25 protein-coding genes and 1 pseudogene are annotated in these 24,919 nt (G+C 28.6%); 5 read left to right on the top strand and 21 right to left on the bottom strand.

The genetic code is table 11. The features are described 5' to 3' along the window. Nucleotide 1 precedes the first annotated feature (1 nt). Nucleotides 2-400 (bottom strand): hypothetical protein, encoded by a 399-nt coding sequence (locus Lupro_RS11735; RefSeq protein ID WP_068210543.1) that lies wholly within the window; start codon nucleotides 398-400, stop codon nucleotides 2-4. A gap of 119 nt (nucleotides 401-519) precedes the next feature. Between Lupro_RS11735 and Lupro_RS11730 the strand changes: the two genes are divergently transcribed. After that, nucleotides 520-969, top strand: coding sequence for an Lrp/AsnC family transcriptional regulator (locus tag Lupro_RS11730; protein ID WP_068210539.1), 450 nt, complete (start codon nucleotides 520-522; stop codon nucleotides 967-969). A gap of 83 nt (nucleotides 970-1,052) precedes the next feature. Here the strand turns inward: Lupro_RS11730 and Lupro_RS11725 are convergent, their stop codons facing one another. The 10 genes and pseudogenes from Lupro_RS11725 to Lupro_RS11685 form a co-directional block, all read right to left on the bottom strand. Further along, on the bottom strand, nucleotides 1,053-2,294 hold the full coding sequence (locus tag Lupro_RS11725) for a S8 family peptidase (protein WP_068210536.1): 1,242 nt from the start codon (nucleotides 2,292-2,294) through the stop codon (nucleotides 1,053-1,055). Nucleotides 2,295-2,502: 208 nt separating this feature from the next. Next, nucleotides 2,503-2,734 (bottom strand): annotated as a pseudogene (asnB, locus tag Lupro_RS13765) (asparagine synthase B); the annotation flags it as partial. Nucleotides 2,735-2,743: 9 nt separating this feature from the next. Further along, the gene (locus Lupro_RS11720; RefSeq protein WP_099092401.1) at nucleotides 2,744-3,364 is read right to left on the bottom strand and encodes a YqaA family protein; all 621 of its coding nucleotides are present in this window, start codon (nucleotides 3,362-3,364) and stop codon (nucleotides 2,744-2,746) included. Between the two features lie 357 nt (nucleotides 3,365-3,721). Next, on the bottom strand, nucleotides 3,722-5,830 hold the full coding sequence (recQ, locus tag Lupro_RS11715; RefSeq protein ID WP_068210533.1) for a DNA helicase RecQ: 2,109 nt from the start codon (nucleotides 5,828-5,830) through the stop codon (nucleotides 3,722-3,724). A gap of 240 nt (nucleotides 5,831-6,070) precedes the next feature. Then, nucleotides 6,071-6,598 carry a cytochrome P460 family protein gene (locus Lupro_RS11710; protein WP_068210528.1) on the bottom strand — a complete coding sequence of 176 codons (528 nt, stop codon included), beginning with the start codon at nucleotides 6,596-6,598 and terminating at the stop codon, nucleotides 6,071-6,073. A gap of 25 nt (nucleotides 6,599-6,623) precedes the next feature. After that, nucleotides 6,624-7,484 (bottom strand): DUF5777 family beta-barrel protein, encoded by an 861-nt coding sequence (locus Lupro_RS11705; RefSeq protein ID WP_068210525.1) that lies wholly within the window; start codon nucleotides 7,482-7,484, stop codon nucleotides 6,624-6,626. A gap of 5 nt (nucleotides 7,485-7,489) precedes the next feature. Then, nucleotides 7,490-8,032, bottom strand: coding sequence for a YceI family protein (locus Lupro_RS11700; RefSeq protein ID WP_068210522.1), 543 nt, complete (start codon nucleotides 8,030-8,032; stop codon nucleotides 7,490-7,492). Further along, complete coding sequence (locus Lupro_RS11695; protein WP_068210519.1) at nucleotides 8,029-8,460, bottom strand: OB-fold protein; 432 nt, start codon at nucleotides 8,458-8,460, stop codon at nucleotides 8,029-8,031. Before Lupro_RS11695 ends, Lupro_RS11700 begins: the two co-directional genes overlap by 4 nt. Before the next feature lie 12 nt (nucleotides 8,461-8,472). Then, complete coding sequence (locus Lupro_RS11690; protein WP_068210515.1) at nucleotides 8,473-8,814, bottom strand: c-type cytochrome; 342 nt, start codon at nucleotides 8,812-8,814, stop codon at nucleotides 8,473-8,475. Nucleotides 8,815-8,884: 70 nt separating this feature from the next. Beyond that, on the bottom strand, nucleotides 8,885-9,715 hold the full coding sequence (locus Lupro_RS11685) for a hypothetical protein (RefSeq protein ID WP_068210512.1): 831 nt from the start codon (nucleotides 9,713-9,715) through the stop codon (nucleotides 8,885-8,887). Nucleotides 9,716-9,844: 129 nt separating this feature from the next. On the opposite strand from Lupro_RS11685, the gene Lupro_RS11680 reads away from it, so the two are divergent. Then, complete coding sequence (locus Lupro_RS11680) at nucleotides 9,845-10,267, top strand: hypothetical protein (protein WP_144439146.1); 423 nt, start codon at nucleotides 9,845-9,847, stop codon at nucleotides 10,265-10,267. 221 nt (nucleotides 10,268-10,488) lie between these two features. Further along, nucleotides 10,489-10,971 (top strand): LytR/AlgR family response regulator transcription factor, encoded by a 483-nt coding sequence (locus Lupro_RS11675; protein ID WP_068210501.1) that lies wholly within the window; start codon nucleotides 10,489-10,491, stop codon nucleotides 10,969-10,971. A gap of 91 nt (nucleotides 10,972-11,062) precedes the next feature. Here Lupro_RS11675 and asnB (Lupro_RS11670) read toward each other — a convergent pair whose 3' ends face one another. The 5 genes from asnB (Lupro_RS11670) to Lupro_RS11650 all read right to left on the bottom strand — a co-directional run bounded on the left by asnB (Lupro_RS11670) (nucleotide 11,063) and on the right by Lupro_RS11650 (nucleotide 17,507). After that, nucleotides 11,063-12,727 carry an asparagine synthase B gene (asnB, locus tag Lupro_RS11670; RefSeq protein ID WP_068210497.1) on the bottom strand — a complete coding sequence of 555 codons (1,665 nt, stop codon included), beginning with the start codon at nucleotides 12,725-12,727 and terminating at the stop codon, nucleotides 11,063-11,065. 663 nt (nucleotides 12,728-13,390) lie between these two features. Then, nucleotides 13,391-14,521: a signal peptidase I gene (lepB, locus tag Lupro_RS11665; protein WP_068210494.1), complete on the bottom strand. Its 1,131-nt coding sequence runs from the start codon at nucleotides 14,519-14,521 to the stop codon at nucleotides 13,391-13,393. Further along, on the bottom strand, nucleotides 14,522-15,565 hold the full coding sequence (locus Lupro_RS11660) for a hypothetical protein (RefSeq protein WP_144439145.1): 1,044 nt from the start codon (nucleotides 15,563-15,565) through the stop codon (nucleotides 14,522-14,524). A 585-nt stretch (nucleotides 15,566-16,150) separates the two neighbouring features. Then, nucleotides 16,151-17,188, bottom strand: coding sequence for a BF3164 family lipoprotein (locus Lupro_RS11655; protein WP_068210490.1), 1,038 nt, complete (start codon nucleotides 17,186-17,188; stop codon nucleotides 16,151-16,153). A gap of 70 nt (nucleotides 17,189-17,258) precedes the next feature. Continuing rightward, nucleotides 17,259-17,507, bottom strand: coding sequence for a hypothetical protein (locus Lupro_RS11650; protein WP_068210487.1), 249 nt, complete (start codon nucleotides 17,505-17,507; stop codon nucleotides 17,259-17,261). A 93-nt stretch (nucleotides 17,508-17,600) separates the two neighbouring features. On the opposite strand from Lupro_RS11650, the gene Lupro_RS11645 reads away from it, so the two are divergent. Both Lupro_RS11645 and Lupro_RS11640 read left to right on the top strand, forming a co-directional pair. Next, on the top strand, nucleotides 17,601-17,987 hold the full coding sequence (locus Lupro_RS11645) for a DUF423 domain-containing protein (RefSeq protein ID WP_068210485.1): 387 nt from the start codon (nucleotides 17,601-17,603) through the stop codon (nucleotides 17,985-17,987). Nucleotides 17,988-18,078: 91 nt separating this feature from the next. Next, nucleotides 18,079-20,001, top strand: a complete 1,923-nt coding sequence (locus Lupro_RS11640; RefSeq protein WP_068210482.1) for a CocE/NonD family hydrolase — start codon at nucleotides 18,079-18,081, stop codon at nucleotides 19,999-20,001. Between the two features lie 259 nt (nucleotides 20,002-20,260). On the opposite strand, the gene Lupro_RS11635 is transcribed toward Lupro_RS11640, so the two are convergent. The 5 genes from Lupro_RS11635 to Lupro_RS11615 form a co-directional block, all read right to left on the bottom strand. Next, a complete protein-coding gene (locus Lupro_RS11635; RefSeq protein ID WP_144439144.1) occupies nucleotides 20,261-20,506 on the bottom strand; it encodes a cytochrome C oxidase subunit IV family protein in 246 nt (81 codons plus the stop codon). A gap of 2 nt (nucleotides 20,507-20,508) precedes the next feature. Next, a complete protein-coding gene (locus tag Lupro_RS11630) occupies nucleotides 20,509-21,090 on the bottom strand; it encodes a cytochrome c oxidase subunit 3 (protein ID WP_068210475.1) in 582 nt (193 codons plus the stop codon). 16 nt (nucleotides 21,091-21,106) lie between these two features. Then, a complete protein-coding gene (locus tag Lupro_RS11625; RefSeq protein ID WP_068210472.1) occupies nucleotides 21,107-22,084 on the bottom strand; it encodes a DUF438 domain-containing protein in 978 nt (325 codons plus the stop codon). 41 nt (nucleotides 22,085-22,125) lie between these two features. Further along, entirely contained in the window at nucleotides 22,126-22,821 is a 696-nt protein-coding gene (locus Lupro_RS11620; RefSeq protein ID WP_068210469.1) for a DUF542 domain-containing protein, read from the bottom strand. A gap of 318 nt (nucleotides 22,822-23,139) precedes the next feature. Beyond that, a complete protein-coding gene (locus tag Lupro_RS11615; protein ID WP_068210465.1) occupies nucleotides 23,140-24,909 on the bottom strand; it encodes a nitric oxide reductase activation protein NorD in 1,770 nt (589 codons plus the stop codon). Nucleotides 24,910-24,919 lie beyond the last annotated feature (10 nt).

The raw sequence follows: 24,919 nt of genomic DNA, 5'->3' as shown, positions 1-24,919 counted from the left end.
CCTATAACATAGAATTTACATATTGACTATGTATTTTACGAAGTTTTTTCAACTCCTTTCTAAGTAGTTTAACAAAATCTTTTCCATGGGTAATGGTAAGCTCTAGTTTTAAACAATCTTGATTCAAAATATCAATAAAATACCTAAGTGACTTCGCATATTTTAATTTTAATCTAGGGTTTTCTTGAATTTCTGTCTCTACAACTTTAGGAACTAATCTGAAAGCATTCATTACCAAATTATCTGCATAATTATCTGTTTTATTTCCAGATCTATACATAGAAATCATGTCTTTATCATCCGTAATATACGATGCAATACGACGTGACAAATTAAAAATATCTAACGCTTTTTTGTAGATACGTGAATGATTGATATTATGCTGTGATGAGGTAAACATACTTTAAAGTTATTTTATACAAAATTACTTAGTAAAAAGAGAATTTATATTTAATTTTTAAAGTAAAACTGTTAATTTTATTTAAAATATGATATATTTATCTACTAAAATTTTAATTTATGAAATTAGACGATATTAATTGGAGCATCTTACATTGTTTACAACAAAATGCTAGACAAACAAATACAGAAATTGCTCGAAAAGTAGGCATAACTTCACCTGCTGTTTCAGAACGTATTCACAAGATGGAAGATTTTGGAATTATTGAAGGCTATTTCACTAAGGTTTCTTATTTTAAAACTAACCATCAGCTAAAAGCAATTATAACTTTAAGAGTATTTATGGGCAGATTAAAACCTTTTATGGAAAAAGTAAAAGAATTTAATGAGGTTATTAATTGTTATAGAATTACAGGAAATGAAAATATTTTTATGGAAGTTGTATTAAAAAATCAACAACACCTCCAACAATTTATAGATCAATTAATTAATTATGGAGAAACAAAAACGCATATTGTTTTATCTAATATTGTAGAAAACAATCCTATAGTCAAAAGTGTACATCTTTAATTTTAATTTCTCTTTAGCTTATTTCTTAAAAAAAACCGTCTATGCATATTATAGACGGTTTTTAAATATATTATTTCTAAATATTAGTTATGAGCTATCGCATCTGGGTTTCCATCAGGATCTCCATTTACAGTTCCATCAGAATTTACATTTCCTAACAATAACAACCCACAAACATGTGGTGTTGCCATAGATGTACCACTTATTGTATTATAACCACCATCTTTCCAAGTAGATAAAATTGATACACCTGGTGCACAAAATTCAATTGGAGGATTGCCATAATTTGAGAAAGAAGCAAAATTATCATTTACATCCATTGCTGAAATTGTATAGATATTTGGCCCGTTAGCTCTCCCTGGAGAACTACTGTTAGCATCTGTAGATTCATTACCAGCAGCTAATGCAAATTTAACACCTGTAGCTGCTGCTGCAATAACAGCATCGTCTAAAGCGGTTGAAACACCTCCTCCTAAACTCATATTAGCAGCATCTCCAACCTGACCATTTGCAGCAACGTAATCTATTCCTGAAATTACACCAGATGTTGACCCACTACCTCTTCGGTCTAAAACACGAACTGCAACTACAGTTGCTCCTGGAGCTACGCCAACAACACCAATAGCATTATCAATTGCAGCAACTGTACCTGCAACATGCGTACCATGTCCGTTTTGATCTTCTGGACTTTTGTTAGCTGGTGAACCTGTTAAAAAAGAAATACTTCTTGCAACATCTACATTTAATTCTGGGTGATCTAAATCTATACCCGTATCAATAATCCAAGCAGTTGCCCCACCTGAATAAGCTGCTCCTCCTCCAACTCTAGTAATGCCCCAAGGTATTTCTTGAGCTGGCGGAGTTCCTCCACCACTTCCTGGTTTCCCTATGTATGCATTTATTGGAGACAAAGTAATCATTTGATCTTGTTCAATACTTTTAATTCGATTATCTTTTTTTAATATTGCCAATTGACTTTCTGTTAATTTAGCTGAAAATCCATTAAGTGCAAAACCAAAAGTATTTATAATATTTTCATTTGTAATTTTAGCTGCTGCAAAATTAGTAGGTATTTCAGATTTTAACATCTCCGTTTTGGCTTTATAGCTTAAACTTTTTGTAATAGCTGATTTACCTGCATAATTATTATTAAATACAATAACATACTGTCCATCTATCGGAGTTGAAGTGTATTGAGCTAAAGATGTTGCATCTGTAATATTAGCATCTTCGTTCTCACTAACGCAACTAGTAATTACAATAAGAATTGATACTAAAAATAATGTTAAAAATGAAAATTTTGTGAATAAAGTTTGTGTCTTCATAAAAAGTGTTTTTTATTAAATTATTTGATTAGGTTTCGCTAATTTAAATAAAATTAAATAAATACAAAATAAAATGTTCTTTTTATAAAAATTTAACTTTTTTAACTATTAATTCATAAAACAAACAACCTTGTGAAATACACTATTTTTTTGTGCTAAATATTTAAAATAAGCTTTAATACGCATCACCATGAACATCTGCAACCTCTCAACCTGGCGAATTATTCATATTCTTAAAAGCTTCATCCCATTTTAAAGCTATTTTTGATACCACAAGCAACTGAAGGAAAACACGTACTAAAAATAGAATGAGAATAATATTCTTCTTTGCTAGTTGATATTTGAATTGGGAATTTAAATTTAGCATTTACTAATTATTCATCTACCATTACTTTTAACGTATCAATATAACTATAACCAACACCATCTGAAAATTGTTTCATCCGTTCCTAATTACTAACTATATTAAAAATTGCTACACCATATATGGTAAAACGAACAAACCTTAATAAACCAAATAACAAAACACCTTTAAGTGGATATTTAATCATACCAGCTGCCAAACATGTTATTGAAAACGGAATTGGAAGTAATGCCCCAACTACAATTAAAAATCCACCCCATTTACTAGTGTTTTTTAATTGTTTATGCATTTTATTTTCAAAATACTCTTTTACAACTCTTACTTTCAGTATCGCTTTTCCAATAAAATAAGAAAGTACCCCTCCAATATAAGAGAGCGTTGCCAATAACGCTAAGTTAACTATAGGTGTACTTGTTTTTTTAGACCAAGCAATAAAAATTTCTGGCGGAATTAGCCCCAAAATTGTTTCTGATACAAAAAACATTAAGAAAATAGCTAGAGTAGAAAAAGTGGTGGTTACTATTTCTAGCCCATCATTGATATTATAAATATAATTATTAAAAACAATTAAAATTATAACCAAAAAAAGTATGGGAGTAATTGCCTTTTTAATGCTGTTCAATATAAACTTATAAAACCCCGTATAAGAATAATATTGATGAAGCAACTTTATTTTCGATTTCTTTTGACTCTCTATTCGGGGCATATGTTATTTATAATTATTCTAAATTAGATATAGTGAATGGTAAAAATAATTATTTTTTGGAATTAAAAACTATTAAATTCCTTTAAACCTTCATTATTGAGAAAAGTTTAACATAAAACTAAGAATTTAACTAAGTTTTTGAATAAATTAATTGAAGTCAGTAGATAACTACATATAAATTTGAAATGGTAAAACACTGAATATAAAAAGTATAATGTAAAATAATTTGTCTGTTCGAGCGCAGTCGAGAACTATATCATACATAAATAGTTCTCGACTGCGCTCGACCTGACACAAACAAATAGAATTTATTAAATTAATCGTATGAAACTATCTACTAACCTCTATAAATTAATTCTATTTGTCAATAATTGATAAAGCTAATCGTATTTTAAAATACGCTAATTCTCCATTAAAATGTTCAAAATAAGGTTTTAATGCTGGTGGGTTTTTTAGTTCTCCCTTTGCATTTCTAATTTTCTCAACTTCATCTTTAGTCACAAACTTATAAATATCTATATCTTTACCATCTGTATAGGCTTTTGCCAAATGTGAAAAAATTGTGGTAGATTTTAAATTTCGCTTTGCTGCAATTTCATCAATTGACAAACCTTCTTTATACAATTGGTAGGTTACTTTGTTCGTGTTATTTTGTTTTCGAGTACTTATTTTTTCATTAGAAAAGGAGACTATTTCAGCAATAAAATCTTCTCCATACACTTCTAATTTTCGTTGTCCAACACCGCTAATATCTATAAAATCACTTTCACACATTGGTATTGCTCGTTCCATTTCTTTTAATGTAGCATCGCTAAAAACCAAATACGCCGGGATATTTTCAGCCAATGCAATTTCTTGACGCAATTTTCTTAAACGTTCAAATAAGGTGTCTTTTTTAGGTTTCTTAGCTTTTATTTCTTTTTGAACTTTTACTTGTTCTTTATACTCAATTGGGCGAGTTAAATTCACAACTTCATTTTCAAACAATACTTTTTTTGAAAAACTGGTTAAACGCAATGCATTATTTTTATGAAAAGCAATTTCGCAATAGCCTTGATTGGTTAACTGAATTAAATACTGCTGCCAATCTCTCCAAGAAATATCACTTCCTATTCCATGCGATTTTAATTTATCGTATTGTTTATCTATAATAGTTGCATTATTTGCCCCTCTTAACACATCAATTACCGTTCCTATAGCCTCAGATTCTTTCAATCGTGTAATTACTGAAAGTGCTTTTTGAGCAATAATAGTACCGTTAAAAAACTGCGGTGGATTTTTACAAACATCGCAATTACCACAGTTTGTAGCCAACAATTCTCCAAAATAACTTAACAAAATTTTTCTTCGGCACGTGGTTGCTTCAGAAAATTGCTTCATACGTTCTAATTTTGCTATTTGAACCTCTTCATTACTAGCGCCACTAGCAAATTTCCGAAGTTGAATTACATCCGAATAACTATGAAATAATAGTGCATTCGCTTTTAATCCATCTCTTCCGCAACGTCCAATCTCCTGATAATAACCTTCAATATTTTTAGGCATATTGTAATGAATTACCCAACGAACGTTCGATTTATCAATCCCCATTCCAAAGGCAACTGTTGCACAAACTACTTCTACTTTATCATAAATAAAATCTTCTTGCGTTTTGGTACGTTCTGCAAAATTTAAACCTGCGTGGTACGCGGCTGCTTTAATTCCGTTTTGTTGTAGTTTTGAAGCTAATTGTTCTGTAGATTTCCGACTTAGACAATAAATAATACCTGCTTCATTTGGTTTTTTACGAATAAATTTTATGATTTGTAACACTCTATCATTTGCGGGACGTACTTCTAACGTTATATTTTCTCGATCAAAAGAGGTTAAAAATCGTGTTGCTTTTGGAATGTTTAATTGTTTTAAAATATCTTGTCGTGTTGCTTTATCTGCCGTTGCTGTTAGTGCAATAATTGGTGTATTAGGTAGTGTAGTTTTTAAAAAACCTAACTGCTGATAGGAAGGTCTAAAATCGTGTCCCCAAGAAGATATACAATGTGCTTCATCAATAGCAACACAACTAATAAATTCTTCATTTAAAATATTATCTAATAGCGATAAACTTTCAGGAGCCACATACAACAGTTTTATTTCTTTATGAATTACTTTCTCAAAAATAGCATGTTGTTCTTGACTTTCTTGACTGCTATTGAAAAAATTGGCTGGTATTCCATTGGCATTTAAACCGTCAACTTGATCTTTCATTAAGGCAATTAATGGCGAAATTACCAAAGTAACACCTTCAAAAAGAATTGCTGGTAATTGGAAACAAATGGATTTACCACCACCTGTTGGCATAATTACTAAATTATCTTTTTTGGAAAGTACCGATTCAATAATTTCTTGTTGATGTTCACGAAAATCATCGTATCCAAAATATTTTTTAAGTGTAGAACGTAATGTTTCTTGGGTTTCTTTTAATAGCATTTAGTAATTTTCAGCAAAAATACATTTTATTCACAAATTAACAGAAAATGAAATTTAATAACCCCTTTTAATTCGATAAATTTTCTACTTCTAAAGTAATCAAAAGCGAAAATATATTTCTTAAAAAAGCAACTTTTTAAATAAAAACCTTCTTTATGTAACTTAAAACAGACCAAAATATTTTGGAGCATCTAGCCTAAGTTATTTTAATTTTCAATGCTTTTGAGTTGGCGTGAAAAATTAGAACACCTTTTGATATTTTGTGAAAACAAAATTATTACCCTTTGAAAGATTGTGGCAAGCTATACAACTTACAGTGCCTTTGCCCCAGCTTTTATATTTGTTATTTTCTTTTACAAATCGTGCATAACCCCAATTACCTGGATTGTCTTTAAACCTCTTTGAATCTTTAATCATGTATTCTATACGTTGTAAACTGTCAGATTCCAAAGCAACACCAAAATTGGACATCTTTTTAACTTTCCAACCAATCTTTACAATTTTACTTCCCTCAGGTAGTATTTCATTATTCGTAAATGGTTTAAATGCAATTTCATTGACTAAAACATATCGTAATTCATTTTTGTCTGTTCTAAAATGTGTAGCTACAATTTTATAATTTTTGTAATCTTCTATTTCTTTAAACTTCAATCCATTTTTAGGCATTATTAAATCTGGAACTTTTGACACCAAATGATAATTCGATTTTTTAGCACATGATGTCATTAGAATAAATGCTAATAATACTATAATTTTTATTTTTTTCATACTTAATATATTTAATTATTTATATTTAAAATGCTCTTGAAACATTAAAACCAAAATGGATATCACCTTTAAAGAAATTCCCTGTAGTTTCAGTAATAAAACCTTTTTCAATCATTGCTCTTGAATTCGTAACTATTAATTGAAAAACATGTCCTCCAGTTTCAATATCAATTCCTAGTCCCAAACTATTTTGAGAATTTATGGATTTAAATGGATCTAGATTATAATAATACTCCCCATTAATTGAAATTCTTTTACTTATTTTCATACGACCACCAAAACCAAGTGAAAAAATATCATTTGAATCTTCTATTTTTCTAACAGTATTAAAATGAATATAAGTAGGTGAAAATTGAAATGAAAGATTAGAGTTGATTTTTATAGCAATTAAAAACTGACTTGTATATGTTAATCTATTTGTAAATGTTGGCTTATTGTTAGGAGCATAATCTTTTAATGTTTTCTCAGTAGCACTTCCAAAAAATGTTACGCTAAACGGAAAAGAATTTTTACCTGTTTTTTGTTTTATTAATCTGTACTTAAGGTAACCATCGTATGTTTTTTCAAAAGAACTTCTACCAAAAGCAACCGTTAAATTATCAAACAAAGCATATTCAAACCCAAATCTTATATTTGATTGATCTAACCCAAATAAATTATAAGCTCCTGAATTAATTCTTCCAAATCTATGAGAGATCAAAAATTCAAAAATTCCTTTTTTTCGAGTTTCAATTGAGTGTCCATTGAGTAATCTGGGTCCTTTAAAGGTTGCAGTAACTATGGTTGTTTTATTTGCTGTTTCTTGTTCTAAAATAGATGATAAGTCTTGTGAAAATCCACTAAAATTTAATCCAATAGCAAAAACAACTACTACTATTTTTTTCATGCTGTTTATTTATAAGGTGTGTAATGAAACTCAAATGAAACTTTTACAATTTTAGCTATATTGTTAACCACAATTCTTGGGATTTTTATATCAAAATCGGCTACTTCAACCTTAAAATCACCACTAATAATTATTTCCTCTGAAATTTTATGAGCTTTAACTTTTATTTTTATTTCTTTTTCTTTACCGTGAACAAAAAGAGTGCCTTCTATTTCAGCATCTGAATTTTCATTAACTAATTGATTATAATTTAATATTTTGCCCTTAAATATGGCTTTAGGATAGGTATCCGATTCAATGTAATTTTCATTAAAATGCTCTTGCATTAAAGATTTTTTAAACATAAATGAACGCATTAAAAGTTGCACAACAATTTCACCAGTTTTTGTATCAATAATACTTAAACCTTGGTTGTTTTCTGCTTTTATATCTTCAACTAATGAATGTGAGAAAAAAGACACATAGCCTGTTTTAGTAATAAATTTATCTTGAGATTTTACTTGACTAATAACGAGTAAAGTAAAAATTAAGGTGTATAGTATTTTCATATTTTATAATCAACCAAAACACATTCTACCATAACAACATCTAACAAGTAACCTGTACAAATGCCTTTAACAGTAATGTATTGATCTTTTTTAAGTTTTAAAATTTTATTATTTTCTTCAGGCTGAAGATGACAAATTATACTCGATTCTGAAGTTGTATCTTTGAAGGTAATTACACTATTCCCTTTTAGGGTTGAAATACTATAGGAATCTCCTTCAATTTGAAGTATTTGGTCAGCATATTTTTTGGTTGCTGCCATTTCATTTTGAAGATATTCCTCTACGAGTTTCTTTGGTGTAAAAACGTAATTAACTTTTGAATCTCTAACATTAACGTGAGGTTTATTATATTGATTTATTCCAAAGATAAAAGCAATTACTATTATTAAAAACAACCCTATGGCTATTTTAAGATATCTACTTTTCATATAGTTTTAATTTTAATTATTTAATGAACCGCTATCAATCCAACAAGCAATAGCTTTAATTTCATCAGTAGTTAAACTACCACCTAATGGCATTCGTCTTGTTTGTGTTTCTTCTTTAATGATAGCAGCGAAATTTTTTATAGACTGATAAGTTCTTAAATCTGGAAACTGATTTCCATTATGGCATTGAAGACAATTTGTATCAATAATAGGTTTTATTTGTTCACTAAAAGAAATGGCTGAATTGCATTCACTTACTACCAAATCTTCCATAGTTTCTTCAACATTATTTTCACAAGAAATAAAGAATACGACCAAAAAAAGAAATGACAGATATAAAATAGTTTGTTTCATAAATTATAATGATTAAAAAGATTACGGTTACTAATTAACCGTAATCTTTAGTTAATGAACAATCAAAAATTTAATTTGTAGGTGCTGTTGGTGTATCTATATTAGCAATTGGCCAAACTCCTGGCGCAGGAAAACTAATTCCTTTATTGTCGCCTCTTACTGCATCTTGTCCAAAATAATATAAAGGCCACCCTTTGTAAGTTAATTGAGTTTTACCAAACACATCAATGGTTCCAAAATCACTTACATTTAAATTACTTGGTATTTGATCTAAACTAATTTCTGCTATTGGCCAAACTCCGTTATTTGAAAAATCTGAATTTGTGAAGTTATTGGTATTGTTAGTATCGTGACTAAATGTATACAATGTTCTGCCATCAATATCTGTAATATAAGATGTACTTCCATCTCCTTCAGTATAATTACTTGTGTAATTTTTAGCATCGTGCCCTACTAATTGAGCATTCACATACATTAACGAATAATCTGGTTTTGCAACATACCAAACATTGTTTACTTTATCTCCATTTGTATCTCCAATTGCATTGTCATTAGAAAAATAGTATAAAGGCCATCCTTTATAAGTAGTTTGTTTAACACCATCGGTACGAGTTATTGTTGCGAAATCTGCAAGATCTAATCCACTGTCAATAGTTAAATTTTCTGCATAAAAAACAGGCCAAATATCTCTACAACCATCTAGACATACAGAAGTTTCTTTCGTGTCTTTTGAAAAGAAGTAAAGAGATTTCCCTTCTGAATCTGTTAATATTTTACCCAATGTTGCATTAGTTGCTAACCTAACTGTATTTTCAGTTGGAAGCTGTAATGTCTCTTCATTATCTTTATTGCAACTTTGCAATAAAACAATTGATACTAATAATAAAAATGTTTTTTTCATAAGTTATAGATATTATAATTAAATTTGATGCAAATAAACTTCTCAATACCTTTTTTAAAAAATGAAATAATGCCAAAGGGGAAAAATGACCTCTTAAGAGGAAATATTAGACTTAAAACTTAATCTGTTTTGAAAAAAGACAACCTTTTTCTATATACTTTATTAGGTCTTTCAGTTATTGTATTTGTTATTGGATATTTTAGTATGAATTATTTGGTTAGAGTTAGTACCAATCAATTTCTAGAAATTCAGATACAATCTAGTAAACGTGAAGCACGCGAGTTTGCTAAATTAGTTTCATACCAAATAGAAAATAATGTACCTAAAGATGTTATTATAAGAAATGTTCAGAATAGTATTGAAGGTACAAGTACAGAATCTGGTTTTGTGTGTATGTTTGATTGGTCAGGTATTGAAATATGTCATCCTAATCCTCAAAAAATAGGTAAACAAACAAATCCAAATGAGTCATTTGTAAAACCCCTAAATGATGAAATAAACACAGAAGATTTTTACAATCTACTAAAACAAAAAAACAACAAGGAGGTGTAAGAAATTTTAATAATAGTGATCGTAATTCTGAAATTATTTATTTATATCCTGTAAAAAATTCAGATTGGATTATTGCAGCACATGCAAACATCAATGAAATTGAAAAACAAATTAAAAAACTTCAACTTAATTTTTCTATAATATATATATTAACAGGTATTATTATTATTTTACTTTCCTTAAGTATTGTACGGTTTTTAGGTAGTTTTTATGAAAAAGAATTGGAATTAAAAAATGAAAAACTAGCAGAAGAAATAAATGCACTTTCCAAATTAAACTTAAATTTATCTAATTATAAAGATAAAATTAGTAAAAAAATTGAAGATGATAGTTTGGGTTTGAGTGATAAAGATGATTCAACCACACCTAAAAAAAGAATTTTAACCTATTTAAAGGATAAGCTAATCTCAATAAAAGTTGATGAAATATCATTTATTAATACGGAACATTCAATAACAACAATATGTTGTTTAAACGGGAAAAAATATACAAGTAATTCAAGTTTAGATGAACTTTATGCCAGCTTGGATAAGACTTTATTTTTTAGAGCCAATAGACAATTTGTTCTTTCGGCAAAAGGTATTGATGAAATTTTAAGGTATGGTAATAATCAACTAAAAATAAAAACGACACCTACTTCTAATAACTCAATTATTATTAGTAAAAACAAAGCGTCTGAGTTTAAAAAATGGTTAGATATGTAAGTTCTACATTTCTAAATTATCCTTTACATTTTAAATAAAAAAATCTGGCGTAAACCAGATTTTCTAAATTCAAATTTTAGTTAACATTATTTTAATACGCATCATCATGAACATTTGCAACGGCTCTACCTGACGGATCGTTCATATTTTTAAAACTTTCATCCCATTCTAACGCTATTTTTGTACTACAAGCAACTGAAGCCTCTTGAGGTACGCTCCAAGCTGCCGTATCTGAAGGGAAATGAGTACTGAAAATAGAACGATAATAATATTCTTCTTTACTAGTTGGTGTTTGAATTGGAAATTTATATTTAGCATTTGCCAACTGTTCATCTGTTACTTCTTTATCAACCACTTCCTTTAACGTATCAATCCAGCTATAACCAACACCATCTGAAAATTGTTCTTTTTGACGCCAAGCTACACTTTTTGGTAAATATTTTTCAAATGCTTTACGGATTACCCATTTTTCCATACGTTCACCATTAATCATTTTATCATGAGGATTTATTCGCATTGCAACATCTATAAATTCTTTGTCTAAAAATGGCACACGTCCTTCAATTCCCCAAGAAGCTAAACTTTTATTAGCTCGTAAACAATCGTACATATGTAATTTGCTTAATTTACGCACCGTTTCTTTATGAAATTCCTCAGCATTAGGTGCTTTATGGAAATATAAATAGCCTCCAAACAGTTCATCGGCTCCTTCACCAGAAAGTACCATTTTAACTCCCATAGATTTAATAACACGTGCCATTAAATACATTGGTGTGGAAGCTCTAATAGTTGTAATATCGTACGTTTCTAAATTATAAATCACATCTTTAATAGCATCTAAACCTTCTTGAATGGTAAATTTAATTTCATGATGAACCGTACCAATATGGTCAGCTACCAATTGTGCTGCTGCTAAATCTGGTGAACCTTCTAAACCAACAGAAAACGAGTGCAATTGTGGCCACCAAGCATCTTGCGTATCACCACTTTCTATTCTTTTTTCGGCATATTTTTTTGCAATGGCTGAAGTTACAGACGAATCTAAGCCTCCTGAAAGTAGCACTCCATAAGGCACATCAGACATTAACTGACGGTGAACCGCAGCTTCCAACGCATCATGTAACTCATCAATACTAGTTTGGTTGTCTTTTACTGCTTTATACTCCATCCAATCTCTACTATACCATTTTGTTAATTTCCCATCTTTACTAGATAAAAAATGACCTGGAGGAAATAACTCAATCTTAGCACAAACACCTTCCAGCGCTTTTAATTCTGAAGCTACATAAAAAGTACCATGTTCATCCCAACCCATATATAAAGGAATAATTCCCATATGGTCACGCGCTATAAAGTATTCGTCATTTTCAGCATCGTATAATGCAAAACCAAAAATACCATTTAATTCATCTAAAAAATCTGTACCTTTTTCTTTGTATAAAGCTAAAATAACTTCACAATCAGATGCTGTTTGAAAATTATATGTTCCTTCAAATTGCTTACGCAATTCTCTATGATTGTATATTTCACCATTTGCCGCTAACACCAGTTTACCATCTTCACTAAACAATGGTTGTTTTCCTGAAGCAGGATCAACAATTGCCAAACGCTCATGAGCTAATATTGCTTTTTCATCAGCGTAAATACCACTCCAATCCGGACCACGATGACGTATTTTTTTTGACATTTCTAACAACTTAGGTCTTAGAATTTCTGATTTTTGTTTTAAATCAAATGAACAAACTATTCCACACATAATTTTATTTTTAAATACAATGCAAATGTGAGTTATTTGTTTCTATTCGCAAATAGAAATACCCTTAATAGTTACAATTAAGATGTAATTGTTAATTATTAATAACATTATGTAATTTATATTGTACTTATTTATAAAAAATAATTCTAATTTGAAATGTTTATAAATTATACCCAATAGATACCATTATTATTCTTGGTAAAATATAGGTTTTTGAATCTGATATTATATACGATGAAAAACTATTTTGCTGTTTAAATTGCACATTAAATAAATTCTGAGCATTTATTTTAAAACTCCAAGCGCTATCTTCCTTTTTATAAGATAGCGTTGTATTGGCAATTTGATAGGTGTTTTTTTGATTGAACGTTTTATTTTGATATTTCTATTGTTGGAAATTTATCAAACAACGTTTTAGCCGAAAGTATATAACTGTAATTGTTACTTTTATTAGTTACGAAGGATTTGTTGTAATTTAGTTTTCCGTACTGCTCAGTTTTCGTTTTAATTCTTAATTTCACCATTTTGTTCAAGATTTGACTTATTCAATTATAAACCTGTTAGGGAAGAAGTCAATTTGAATTTTGTATGAACACATTTATTTACCTATTAAAACTGTTATATTCTATACAGCCTAGCACTGAGATCTGCTATAGGCTAAAACTAATTTACACTTTTAAACAAGCGACCCCATTGAAAATTAGATTGATAATTTGAAAATAACACACATTGTACTTTTCCAATAATATTAGATTCTGGTATAAATCCCCAAAAACGTGAGTCTATACTATACTTTCTATTATCTCCCAGCATAAAATAATAATTTTGCTTAAATGTATAAGTGCTAATTTTATTATTATTTATATAATAGATACCATCAATCTCTTTTATTAAATAATTTTCAGAACTATTTATAGCACCTCGATATAATGAAAAAGTTTCTGGGTTTAAATTAATTTTCATACCTTTTTTAGGGATAACAAAAGGTCCCATATTATCTAATGTCCACTTTTTAGACAAATTAAAAAACAATTTTTTATCAATATTAAAAGTATCTATTTGAATCGTAATTGAATCGATACAATTTGTTTTCTTTAGTTTTTCTAATTCAATCTTTGATAGGTTTGCTACTCCGTAGTTAATTTTATTATCAATTGATATATAATTATTTAAAGCTAAGGAGTCGATTATGTTAAATATCTTTTTTTTGTTAGTTATTTTGAAGTTATAATTATTCTTTTCAGAATCAAGAGAATTAAAAAGTTTATTATTAGTATAAATTCTTCCGTTTCTAATATTCAAGGTATCTCCTGCTAAAGCGACACATCGCTTTACGAGAATATCATACTTATTTGATACAGTGTTGAAAACAAAAACATCTCCCCGCTTAATTTTTTCTAAACCAGAAATCCTTTTATAAGTCCACCAATTTTCTTTTATTCTTTTTCCCCCATTGTCGTTAAAATAAAAAACTAAATTAACCCAAGGAATCTCATAGGGAGAACGAGGTAACCTAGCACCATATTTTAATTTATCAACTAAAATAATATCGTCTGGAAACAACGTGTTTTCCATAGATACACTAGGTATTTTATAAATATCAAAAGCAACTAATTTTATACTAACGATAGTGGTAAGTATAAACAATAGCAAAAAACAAGTATTAACTACATTTCTTACTATATTATTTTTAATCTTATTAATTATATAAAAACCCGTCCTATATATATAAATAAAAACAATACTCCCTGTAATTAATAGCAGTAGTTCTAAAACCGAAGATATAAATAACATTTACTTTCTCTCTACTAAAATTTCATTTAACTGTTTTTCTATTAGAGGGTCTAATGGTGTAAATATTTCTAAATTTTTCCAAAATTCTTTTGTGTAGTGCGAGACAGAAGTATCTTTATACCCTTTCTTCTTTAATTTTTTATATTCTTCTTTTGAAACATATTCTAGGCTTTGTATAAAAATCTCCCTTTTATTAAACATTTTTTTTGTCCCTTTTAATGTTGAATCTATTTTTATGTATTTAGGAGTAACCGTTCGTATATTTATTCTACTCCAATACTTTAAATCTTTGATAGTTGTTTTTAACAACTCTTCATTATTATATTCCTCTCTAGCAGTTCCAATTATTTTGTCAGTTTCATTTGTAATATCTATTACTATATTGCTTTTGTTATTTATATTATTAAAATCAGGCTTAATTGTTCCATAGACCTTATTATTTTTTTTACCTACAATATTAATAACTCCCTTTTCTTCATCTTTAATTAAGTGAAATTTTGAATTTAATGTTTCAAATAAAGATGTTTTTTTTAACTTATCAACCCAATAAGGATTAATTTTCTCATCTTTAGAAGCTACATCAAATATTCTAAAATTAAGGACTTTTTTCTGTATAGAATTCTTTTTAATGATATACTTTACTTCTGCATCAACAAAAGAAACTAAAACATCATCTCTAGAATTATAAATTCTATAATAGGCTGTTAATACTATATACTTTTTTTTATAATCAATTTCCACCTCATCTAATAAATTTACTTTAGGTTTAAGTAAAATAATACTATTATCTTCTACTTTATTTATTACTATTTCTTTCTTTTCATAAAAAATACTTTCAATAAATATTTTGTCAGTTAATTTATTGTTTTTCTCTAAATAAATTTCTCCTATTACATTTGAAGTTCCTATTATTTCTTTGTTTTCATTAAAAACCATTATATAGGGTGATGGTTTGTTGCTTATAGTGTCCTTAAATTGCAATGTAATCTGAGAATGAATAATTATTGAAAAAAAGATAAAATAAAGTGTCCGTAATTTTTTCATCGTTTTATTTAATTTTTATATTTCTTAATTTCTTTAAAATAGAGCTCTTTTATTTTAATTGAAAAAGTGGGGTTTCCAATTAATAAAATTTTATCGTTATTGTCTGTTAAAATTGTCTCAAAATTTTTACTCTCTAACATAAAGTTGTTTTCTTCTATAAAATTATTTTTATAATCTAAAAACAAAGGGTAATTGAAATTTTCTATTTCCTTTGATTCAAAGTAATATTTTAATAATTCAAATCTATTATCAGAAGAACAAATTAAAATGACTTGGACACCTTTTCTACTTAATTCAGGAATTATATTATTCCAAGTTAAGGGTTTCTATGCATGTTCCACATGATGCGTCTATATGTGAATATATTTTTAATTCAGTGTTTAATACTGTGTTATTAATAGAACTAGGAAAAGGATGGTATAATTCTAGACTATCAGGAACTATTAGTTTTTTTCCAATATTATTATCAATTATGGTTTTGAATGAATCAACTTTCTCTTTATTTGATTTTTTCAGGCAAGATATGATACTAAAAACACATAGCAGTATCATAAAGTTTTTTATAATAATTCTTTTCATAAAGTCTTAATTAATATCAGCATATACAATATGCTTTGTATTTTCATCATAAGAATATATTGTTTTATCATCATTGGTAATACATATTTGATAAACTTCTATATCTAATTTTACCTTTTTAATAGGATTCATATCCCAATCATAAACAAATAGATAATTTCCTTTATATGCATTCTCATTAGAAAAATTTTTACCTGAGTATAATAAATAAATATACTTGTTGGTAGCAGTGCCATCTATAAAAGCAACTCTTGTTTTTTCATTTTCAAACCATACATTTCTAAAAATTTTAAAAGTCGAATCAAATTTTTCTGGTCCATGTAGAGAAATACTTTTTTTAGTCTTTAAGTCAAAGATTTCTATAATATCTGTATGTGTATAAGCTAAAACTAACTTGTCCTTTGTTGGTTTTATAAGCGTTTGAGAATATGTAGCTTGATTAATAATATCTAAAGGTAATCCTTCAGAAAAAAACTTAAGCTCGCCAAATTCTTCATTTATATTTCCAGTAGTTAGGTCTATTATCTGCACTTTGAATTTAGATTTTTTATTACCAGTAGCAATTATTTGTAAATTATCAATTAAAATACTGCGGTAATTGCGATTTGTATTAAAAGATATTTTTGCTAAATTAATTATACTATCCTTAATTACTTTATCTTTATCTATCAGCATCATCTTTTTACCTGTAAAATCATTTAGCCATAAATAATTATCAGAAAATCCAATTGTTGCTAAGCCTATAATTTCATTTTTGTCTCTACCTTTACGGATATATGGGATAGAAAATTTACCTGTACTTAGCGAATAATTATGTAAATAATATTCTTGACCACTTGCATAATTCCCAAGAATTAGAGTAGAATCAATAACTTTTATCTGCCTTGGATTCCCTAATTTAAATTCAACTAAATTTTTAAAGGCTATTTTACTCTCTTTTGGAAATTGTGAAAATGTTTTAATATTATTACTTATTATTATTTGATTTGATTTTTTACAAGAAATTAAACATAGACTTATTATTGTTATTAAAAATACTCTCATTTAGTTTTGATTTTAAAAAGTAGGCTTTGGTATATAAAGCCTACCTTAATTTTTTAGATTAAATTAACCTCTACTGTTGTGGGTGAGGATTTGGACTACATGCATTACTACTTACAATTACCCACTTACAGTTATAATTACCTCCGCACTGGTCTCCTCCTTGACCACAGCCAAACCAAGCCCATTTAGCATCAGCTGTTTCAACAGCCATTAAACTTGCCAAATCCATATCTTCTTTTTTAGAATTTATTGAAGTAGTACTAAAAAACACTCCCATAGCAATTACTGTGAATACTAAAATTCCTTTTATTTTTTTCATAATCGTAAAATTTTAAATTAGTTAATAGTGCATAATTGCACTTTATTATTTTGTTAATACTGCGTTTCGTAAAAACTATACTTAAACTATTCAATGATACAATTCACTTTGCTTTTTGCCAGTATTTTAGGAGGCTTGGCTGTTATTTTTGGCGCTTTTGGCGCTCACTTATTAAAGAAAATTTTAAATAAAGAGCAATTAAAAAGCTTTGAAACTGGTGTTAAGTACCAAATGTATCACGCTATCGTTTTATTACTTATTGGTTTTAATTTCGACTTAGAAAAGGCTTCAGAAAAATATATGGTGTACAGTTTTATACTTGGTGTTCTCTTGTTTTCGTTTAGCATTTATGGCTTGGTAATTTCTTCAGCAAAAAACAAAAAATTAACATTTTTAGGCCCAATTACACCGCTTGGAGGTTTATTTTTAATTATTGGTTGGGGCTTCTTATTTTATTCTATTTTGAACATAGATTTTTAAACTGTTTTTATAGAAACTTGATTTAACAAATACCTTAACATTTCTAAAGTTCATTTTTTGTAGATTTACAATCTCACATACCAGTATTTACATGAAAAACTACGCTTTTAAAACACTAATTATTGTATTTCTTACTTTTTCAATAATTAGTTGCTCCAAGTCTGAATCTTCAAACTCACAAGAAAACAATTACGTCCAAAATAATTACACAAAAACAGAAACTACCATTACTATGCGTGATGGTGTTAAATTGTTTACCGTAATTTATGCACCAAAAGATACTAGCAAAAAATATCCTATTATTATGCAACGTACTCCTTATAGCTGTAAACCTTATGGAGCTGATATATTTAGAAAAAAAATTGGCCCTAATGCTATTTTAATGAAAGAAGGGAATATTATAGTATATCAAGATGTACGCGGACGATGGATGAGTGAAGGAACTTATGTAAATATGCGTCCGTATATCCCAAATAAAAAAGATAATACTGATATTGATGAAAGTTCTGATACATACGATACTATTGATTGGTTGGTGAAAAATGTAGAGAATAACAATGGAAATGTTGGTACTTGGGGAATTTCGTACCCTGGTTTTTACGCTACCTGCTCTACTATTGATGCGCACCCTGCATTAAAAGCTGCCTCACCACAAGCAAGTATAGGCGATTTCTTTTTTGATGATTTTCACCATAACGGTGCTTATTTATTAAGTTATTTTAGAGCAACCTCTTTATTTGGAACTCCAAAAGATAAACCAACAGACACTGCTTGGTACAAGCTCCCTAAACTAAATACCAAAGATCAATATCAATTCTTTTTAGATGCAGGTCCATTGAGTAATCTCAATCATTATTTTGAATATGAAAAATTAGATAATTCAAAATTGAATACCTCTAATTTAAATGAAGATTTCTTTTGGAAAGAATTAACAAATCATCCAAATTACGACGAAAACTGGCAAAAAAAAGGAATTATTCAGCACTTAAAAAACATCAAGTCACATGTTGCAACTATGGTTGTTGGCGGTGAGTTTGATGCCGAAGATTTGTATGGCGCACTAGAAACGTATAAAACCATAGAAAAATACAATCCTAATAACTATAACACCTTAGTTTTTGGACCTTGGAGTCACGGGCAATGGGCAAGAAGCAAGGTTAGAAATAGCGTTGGGAATTTCTATTTTGGCGATTCAATAGCTATCAATTATCAGAAAAATATAGAAACTAAATTTTTTAATCACTTTTTAAAAGGAGACGGTTCTAAAAACTCAGGATTACCTGAAGCTTATGTGTATGATTCTGGCAAAAAAGAATGGAAAAGTTACGACACTTGGCCACCTAAAAAAGCTGCAAAAGAAATGCTGTACTTATCTGAAGATCAACAATTAACCACTACCAAAGAAAAAGAAACGGGTATTCAATTTATAAGTGATATCAAAAAACCTGTACCTTATTCTGAAGATATTAAAACAGTTTTTACCCCACGGAAATATATGACTGATGATCAACGATTTGCTGCAAGAAGACCCGATGTATTGGTTTTTGAAACTCCTGTTTTAGAAGAAGATATAACTTTAGTGGGAGCAATTTTAGCTAAACTGAAAGTAGCAACAACGGGTACAGATGCCGATTGGATTGTAAAAGTTATTGATGTTTTTCCTACAGATGCAAAAGAACAAAAAGGTATGCAAAACCATTTAAAAATGAGTAATTATTATTTAATGGTACGCAGCGAAGTGATGCGAGGTAAGTTTAGAAATAGTTTTACCTATCCTGAGCCTTTTGTCCCTAATAAAAAAACAGCTGTAAACATAAAATTACAAGATATTAACCACACGTTTAAAAAAGGGCATAAATTACAAATACAAGTGCAAAGTACATGGTTTCCTTTGATAGATTTAAATCCACAAACATATGTTGACAATATTTTTAAAGCAACCAAAGACGATTTTAAAACGCAAACACATACCGTTTTTACTTCTTCAAGTATTGAGTTTTCTGTTTTAAATTAAAAATAATTACATTAAAATTTAATAGAAATCCATAGGTAATGTCATAAAATAAAAATACCACTATTTGGTATCAGGTCAAGCGCAGTCGAGACCTATTTATATTTAATATAAATCTCGACTTTAGTTTATCTTAAGCGAAGTTGAAAGGCTCAACCTGACAAATTATGAAATATTATGTATTTGACACTCCGTGTTTTATCATTTGAAACAATAGGTATCTACTTACCTCTATAAAACGAACTATACCAAATATTAAAATCTAAACAATTAGCGTTACTATTGTTGAAAATAGTAATAAATAAATAATAACGGCTATTTTCCAAAAAGAATTTGCCTTTCTAAGCTCCATAAAAAAGAAAGAAATTCCTAAAAATTTAACAATCGTCAATCCTATAATTATAGTGATTATATATTCATAATGTGGAAAATTATAACTAACTAATGCTGAAGAAATTGTTAACAGCACCAAGAAAATCCAAACTTTTACTAATCGTAATTTTTCCATGGTTAAAAGATTAAATAAATTACTGGAAATAGCAATAACCAAATTAAATCACACATATGCCAAAAAGCTGCACTTGCTTCAACATCTTCTATATTAGCGTTGGTTTTATTTTTATTTAAATCGCGTTGCATAAACAACAAAATTACCAATCCAACCAATAAATGAATCACATGAAATAAGGTTAATAGCCAATAAAATGTAAAAAAAGTGTTGTAACCAATAGTTAAACCTACTTCTATTTTTTCATAGTATTCAAATCCTTTTAAAACTAAAAAGAACACACCTCCTAACATGGTTAATTTTAAAAATAAGGAAGATTTTTTTAGATTATTCTCTTTAAAGTACTGCACTGATAGTGCCATAAAAAATCCACTAGTAATTAGAGCAATTGTATTTATAGTACCAATAGTTGTATTTAAATGCAATCGTGAAGCATGAAACATTTCTGGCTCTTGTTTGCCATAAACTACCATTGCAATTAGGGCTGCGCCAAAAGTAATTAATTCTAAAAAAATAAGAATCCACAGTAAAATTCCTCCAGGAGGATAGTAAATACTTTTATGATTTATTTGTTGCACACTCATCACTATTATTTTAAGTTTAATCCCAATCTAACAATCGTTTTTGACCTTCTAATTTTTGAATATCTGTAATATCTTGTGACATTTCAATAACACCCTTATAATTCTTTTCATTATCACGGATTGCAAAATAGCGAATATGAATGATTCTACCTTTAAAATTAAACCAAAATTCAGCTACATCTTTTGTTCCTGCTTTAAATTCAGCTACAATACGCAATACCATATCTACACTTTTTGGTGGATGACAAAAACGAACTTCACGACCAATAATTCCTTTACTACGAGAAAAAACTCGATCATCTCCTCTATTGTAAAATATTACTTTATCATTTTCATCAACATAGGTAATATCAATTGGTAAAAACCTCAATAAAAGGTTTACTTGTTCAGGAGTCATATAGCCTTCATCATAATGAAATGTATTATCTAAAGAAAATGACAAGTCTCTTTGTGTAAAATCTTCACTTGGATGTACGTATTCTTCTTTTATTATTGCAGGATAAGGTGCTGGTTTTTCAGTTAACATCCACCCTACTTCTTCATCACCGATATAAAATTCTTTCCAATCTTCTTCAGAAAGTAAGTCCATTGCTTTTGGAAATAAACGCGTATCTTCTATACTCATTAAACGCTTAATTCCTTCAATTAAATAAGGTAAATTTTCAATAATTTTTGTGGTGTTCTTTTCTTCGTTATATTTATTTAACAAACGTATTTGCTCTCGTAAATTATCGTGAAAAGACCACATTCCTTGACTTGGCCCTTCCCAACCGTGTTTTTCTAGATATGGAAATAACTGATTTTCTTTACGTACAAAACGTTTTTCAATAGTAGTTAATTGATTGAAAATATTAAAATACTTCTGAAAATTAGCTACAGGATCCACATTATATAATTCTAATAATAGCTCTTGAATTAAGGCACTTTCTTTGTAATATACTTTTACAGGATGCCCTTCTGGTAATTTTTCTACCGTAGGTAAAAATGAATTCATTTTTTTATTTTTTTAGTTTGATATTAAGGTTAGACCTCACCTTACGATTTTAATTTTTTTAATACTCTAGGAAATAAAATATTTATTTCAAAATGCATGTAATTATGTAATTTCAACTCAACTTCATGTAATTTTTCATACAACAATTTAAAAGTATTACAGGCACCTACAGGCGGTGTATAACTGTTTGTTAAATTTGCTAAACGTTTAAAAACAACTCCTATTTGTTTATCAACATTTTCCATATTTTGAGTAGTTTTTACTACTGATTTTAATTCTGTTTCTTTTCTTTGCAAGGTTTCCTTTTTTAATATAGGAAAAAGGTTCTTTTCCTCGGCTGCCATTTGTTCATTCAATTCAGGAACAATCTGATTGAACAAATTATTTATTTCTATAACTTCTTTATGCTGTTTCCAGTGAACTTCAGCAACTTTTAGTGCTAATGCCGATACTAGTGGAATATTTTCTTTAAAATAATTATGAAATACATTTTGAGCATAATTAATTATAGAAATTTCATCCATTTCACTAAAATTAGTTTCATTACTAATACTATTAACTAGTGTTTCTATTTCCTTTTTTAAAACTTCAAATGTTATTCCTTTTTCTTGACAAGCCTTTTCAAGTGTAACATTACCACCACAACAAAAATCTATGTTGTATTTACTAAAAACATGGTCCGCACCCACATTTCCACTCACCACTTCTGCAACTGTTTGTTCCTTATATATATCCATTATTCTATTTTATATGGGTACAAAGGTAACAATAAAAGACTTGTTTATCTTTTATTATTATGTTAAATTTTATAAAAAAAATGGCTTCCTAAATAGTCCGAGATTTGTAGATAATTACCTATTATTAATTTAGCAATTATCTTTATTTGTATCAAATCAAATACAGTCATGACCTATTAATATTTGATATAGTTCTTAACTTTAGTTTATTTTGAGCGAAGCGGAAAGGCTAGAACAAACAAATTATAAAATTTATTTGTTTAACACTCCTGTTTTATCATTTCATATGTAGCTAAATACCGACCTCTATAAGCCTATTTAAGATTGATGTTTTATTTTTTCATAGAGAAGCACCAATGATTTTAGGAGCTCAACAGGAGTCGTTAAAATTTGATAGTGGTTTTGTCCAAACATTTGTGGTAAATAATATTTGGCTTGTGCTTCAATAGCTAAAGCATACGAGTTTATTTGACGTTCATTCAATTCTCTCAAGGCTTGTTTAACATCATTTATTCCGTACTTTCCTTCGTATTTATCATAATCGTTTGGCTTGCCGTCTGAAATTAAAATAACCCATTTATTTTTAGTATCACGCTTGTCTAACATAGCTCCAGAATGGCGTAAAGCAGCACCAATTCTAGTATAACCACTAGGTTCAACAGCTCCCACTTTAAATTTAGCTTTATCCCAATCTTCATCAAAATCTTTGATAGTTAAGTATGTAGAATGATTTCTTGTTTTAGAGTAAAAGCAATCTATCGAAAAATCGATGTCAAATTCATTTAAAATTTCACCAAATAAAATAGAAACTTGTTTTTCAACGTCAATTACTCTATTTCCAGCGGCATATCCATCACTTGACAAACTAATATCTAGCAATAATAAAATAGATAAATCTTTTTCTTTTTTGCGTTTAGAAAGGTATATTTTTTCGGAAGGTGTATGCCCAGAATGCACATCAACAAACAAATCTGTTATGGCGTCAATATCAAACTCTTCACCTTGAGTTTGGCGGCGCTGTTGTAGCAATTTATTATTAACTGTAGCTAACATTTTTCGCAAGCCAATTAATGTTGATTTATTTTGATTAATCGTTTTCTTATAATAGGAAACGTTTGTTTTTAAAAGGGTTTTAGGATATACTTTACAAAAACCTTCTTTATATTTTCGTTTTGTATAATTCCATTCATCATAAACCACATGGTATCCTGTGCTATCTATTTCTGCACTTTCCGAAACTGTTGTATTCTCCACAAAATCTGCTTGATATACAGAATGTGCCGTATCATCTACGCGAACTGTATATTTCATATTTAGTTCGTCTAAAGCATTTTCGTGATCTTTTAAATCATCATCTCCATCCATATCTCTCCAATTCCCACCAAATTCATCAGCTGTTTCCACTTTTTCAAATTGATGTTGTGTAGTGGCATCTTCTCGTTGTTTTTCATCTACCTGAACTGAAATTATTTCTTCAACAGCTTTTGATTTTAAAATAGTTTTTGGCTTTTCTTCTTTTCCCTTTTTTACTTTATCCGTAAAATTTTTAAGTTTATCTTTTAAACCTTCTTCAGGATTATTACGCATCCATTTTCCATAAATAAATGTAAAATCTGCTTCGGAATTCTTCTTTATATTTTTTGAATAAAATTGAATAAGTTTTTTATGCTGTTTTTTTGTAATAGGAAATTGTTGAAATAACGTTTCTAAAACAATTGAAGACGTTTCGTTGGCTTTTTGTTGTGATTCTAGTAATTCATGTTCCGTTTTATCAAGCCAATTTAAATTTAAATTTTTTTGAATGGATAGATATAATATTCTAAATAAATAGAAAGAAATATTTTCATCAACTGTTTTAAAATCGGAATATTTTGAAGGAAGGAAAAAATTATTGTTTTTATAACCGCCTTCTCTTTCCGCCTCAAATATTTCTATAGCTTCACCTGTTATTGCCCTAGCAAAAATAGTTAATCGTGGTTTTAAATCATCTAAATTTACAGCATGAATATTACTTTCTTCCTTTTTACGTTTACGCCGTTTAAAGTAATACGCAAGTTTTGTAAAGATATATTCATCGGGTTCGAACATTGGTAATTTA

The sequence above is a fragment of the Lutibacter profundi genome (genome assembly GCF_001543325.1).
GTDB classification, from domain to species: Bacteria; Bacteroidota; Bacteroidia; order Flavobacteriales; family Flavobacteriaceae; genus Lutibacter; species Lutibacter profundi.
The sequence above is the reverse complement of the archived record's forward strand: the minus strand, read 5'-3'. Positions and strand labels throughout refer to the sequence as shown.

Excerpts from the sequence above, each read along its gene's own strand:
- Lupro_RS11735 (WP_068210543.1), bottom strand. The coding sequence starts at position 400 with ATGTTTACCTCATCACAGCATAATATCAATCATTCACGTATCTACAAA.
- Lupro_RS11730 (WP_068210539.1), top strand. The coding sequence starts at position 520 with ATGAAATTAGACGATATTAATTGGAGCATCTTACATTGTTTACAACAA.
- Lupro_RS11725 (WP_068210536.1), bottom strand. The coding sequence starts at position 2,294 with ATGAAGACACAAACTTTATTCACAAAATTTTCATTTTTAACATTATTT.
- Lupro_RS11720 (WP_099092401.1), bottom strand. The coding sequence starts at position 3,364 with ATGCCCCGAATAGAGAGTCAAAAGAAATCGAAAATAAAGTTGCTTCAT.
- recQ (WP_068210533.1), bottom strand. The coding sequence starts at position 5,830 with ATGCTATTAAAAGAAACCCAAGAAACATTACGTTCTACACTTAAAAAA.
- Lupro_RS11710 (WP_068210528.1), bottom strand. The coding sequence starts at position 6,598 with ATGAAAAAAATAAAAATTATAGTATTATTAGCATTTATTCTAATGACA.
- Lupro_RS11705 (WP_068210525.1), bottom strand. The coding sequence starts at position 7,484 with ATGAAAAAAATAGTAGTAGTTGTTTTTGCTATTGGATTAAATTTTAGT.
- Lupro_RS11700 (WP_068210522.1), bottom strand. The coding sequence starts at position 8,032 with ATGAAAATACTATACACCTTAATTTTTACTTTACTCGTTATTAGTCAA.
- Lupro_RS11695 (WP_068210519.1), bottom strand. The coding sequence starts at position 8,460 with ATGAAAAGTAGATATCTTAAAATAGCCATAGGGTTGTTTTTAATAATA.
- Lupro_RS11690 (WP_068210515.1), bottom strand. The coding sequence starts at position 8,814 with ATGAAACAAACTATTTTATATCTGTCATTTCTTTTTTTGGTCGTATTC.
- Lupro_RS11685 (WP_068210512.1), bottom strand. The coding sequence starts at position 9,715 with ATGAAAAAAACATTTTTATTATTAGTATCAATTGTTTTATTGCAAAGT.
- asnB (WP_068210497.1), bottom strand. The coding sequence starts at position 12,727 with ATGTGTGGAATAGTTTGTTCATTTGATTTAAAACAAAAATCAGAAATT.
- lepB (WP_068210494.1), bottom strand. The coding sequence starts at position 14,521 with ATGTTATTTATATCTTCGGTTTTAGAACTACTGCTATTAATTACAGGG.
- Lupro_RS11660 (WP_144439145.1), bottom strand. The coding sequence starts at position 15,565 with ATGAAAAAATTACGGACACTTTATTTTATCTTTTTTTCAATAATTATT.
- Lupro_RS11655 (WP_068210490.1), bottom strand. The coding sequence starts at position 17,188 with ATGAGAGTATTTTTAATAACAATAATAAGTCTATGTTTAATTTCTTGT.
- Lupro_RS11650 (WP_068210487.1), bottom strand. The coding sequence starts at position 17,507 with ATGAAAAAAATAAAAGGAATTTTAGTATTCACAGTAATTGCTATGGGA.
- Lupro_RS11645 (WP_068210485.1), top strand. The coding sequence starts at position 17,601 with ATGATACAATTCACTTTGCTTTTTGCCAGTATTTTAGGAGGCTTGGCT.
- Lupro_RS11640 (WP_068210482.1), top strand. The coding sequence starts at position 18,079 with ATGAAAAACTACGCTTTTAAAACACTAATTATTGTATTTCTTACTTTT.
- Lupro_RS11635 (WP_144439144.1), bottom strand. The coding sequence starts at position 20,506 with ATGGAAAAATTACGATTAGTAAAAGTTTGGATTTTCTTGGTGCTGTTA.
- Lupro_RS11630 (WP_068210475.1), bottom strand. The coding sequence starts at position 21,090 with ATGAGTGTGCAACAAATAAATCATAAAAGTATTTACTATCCTCCTGGA.
- Lupro_RS11625 (WP_068210472.1), bottom strand. The coding sequence starts at position 22,084 with ATGAATTCATTTTTACCTACGGTAGAAAAATTACCAGAAGGGCATCCT.
- Lupro_RS11620 (WP_068210469.1), bottom strand. The coding sequence starts at position 22,821 with ATGGATATATATAAGGAACAAACAGTTGCAGAAGTGGTGAGTGGAAAT.
- Lupro_RS11615 (WP_068210465.1), bottom strand. The coding sequence starts at position 24,909 with ATGTTCGAACCCGATGAATATATCTTTACAAAACTTGCGTATTACTTT.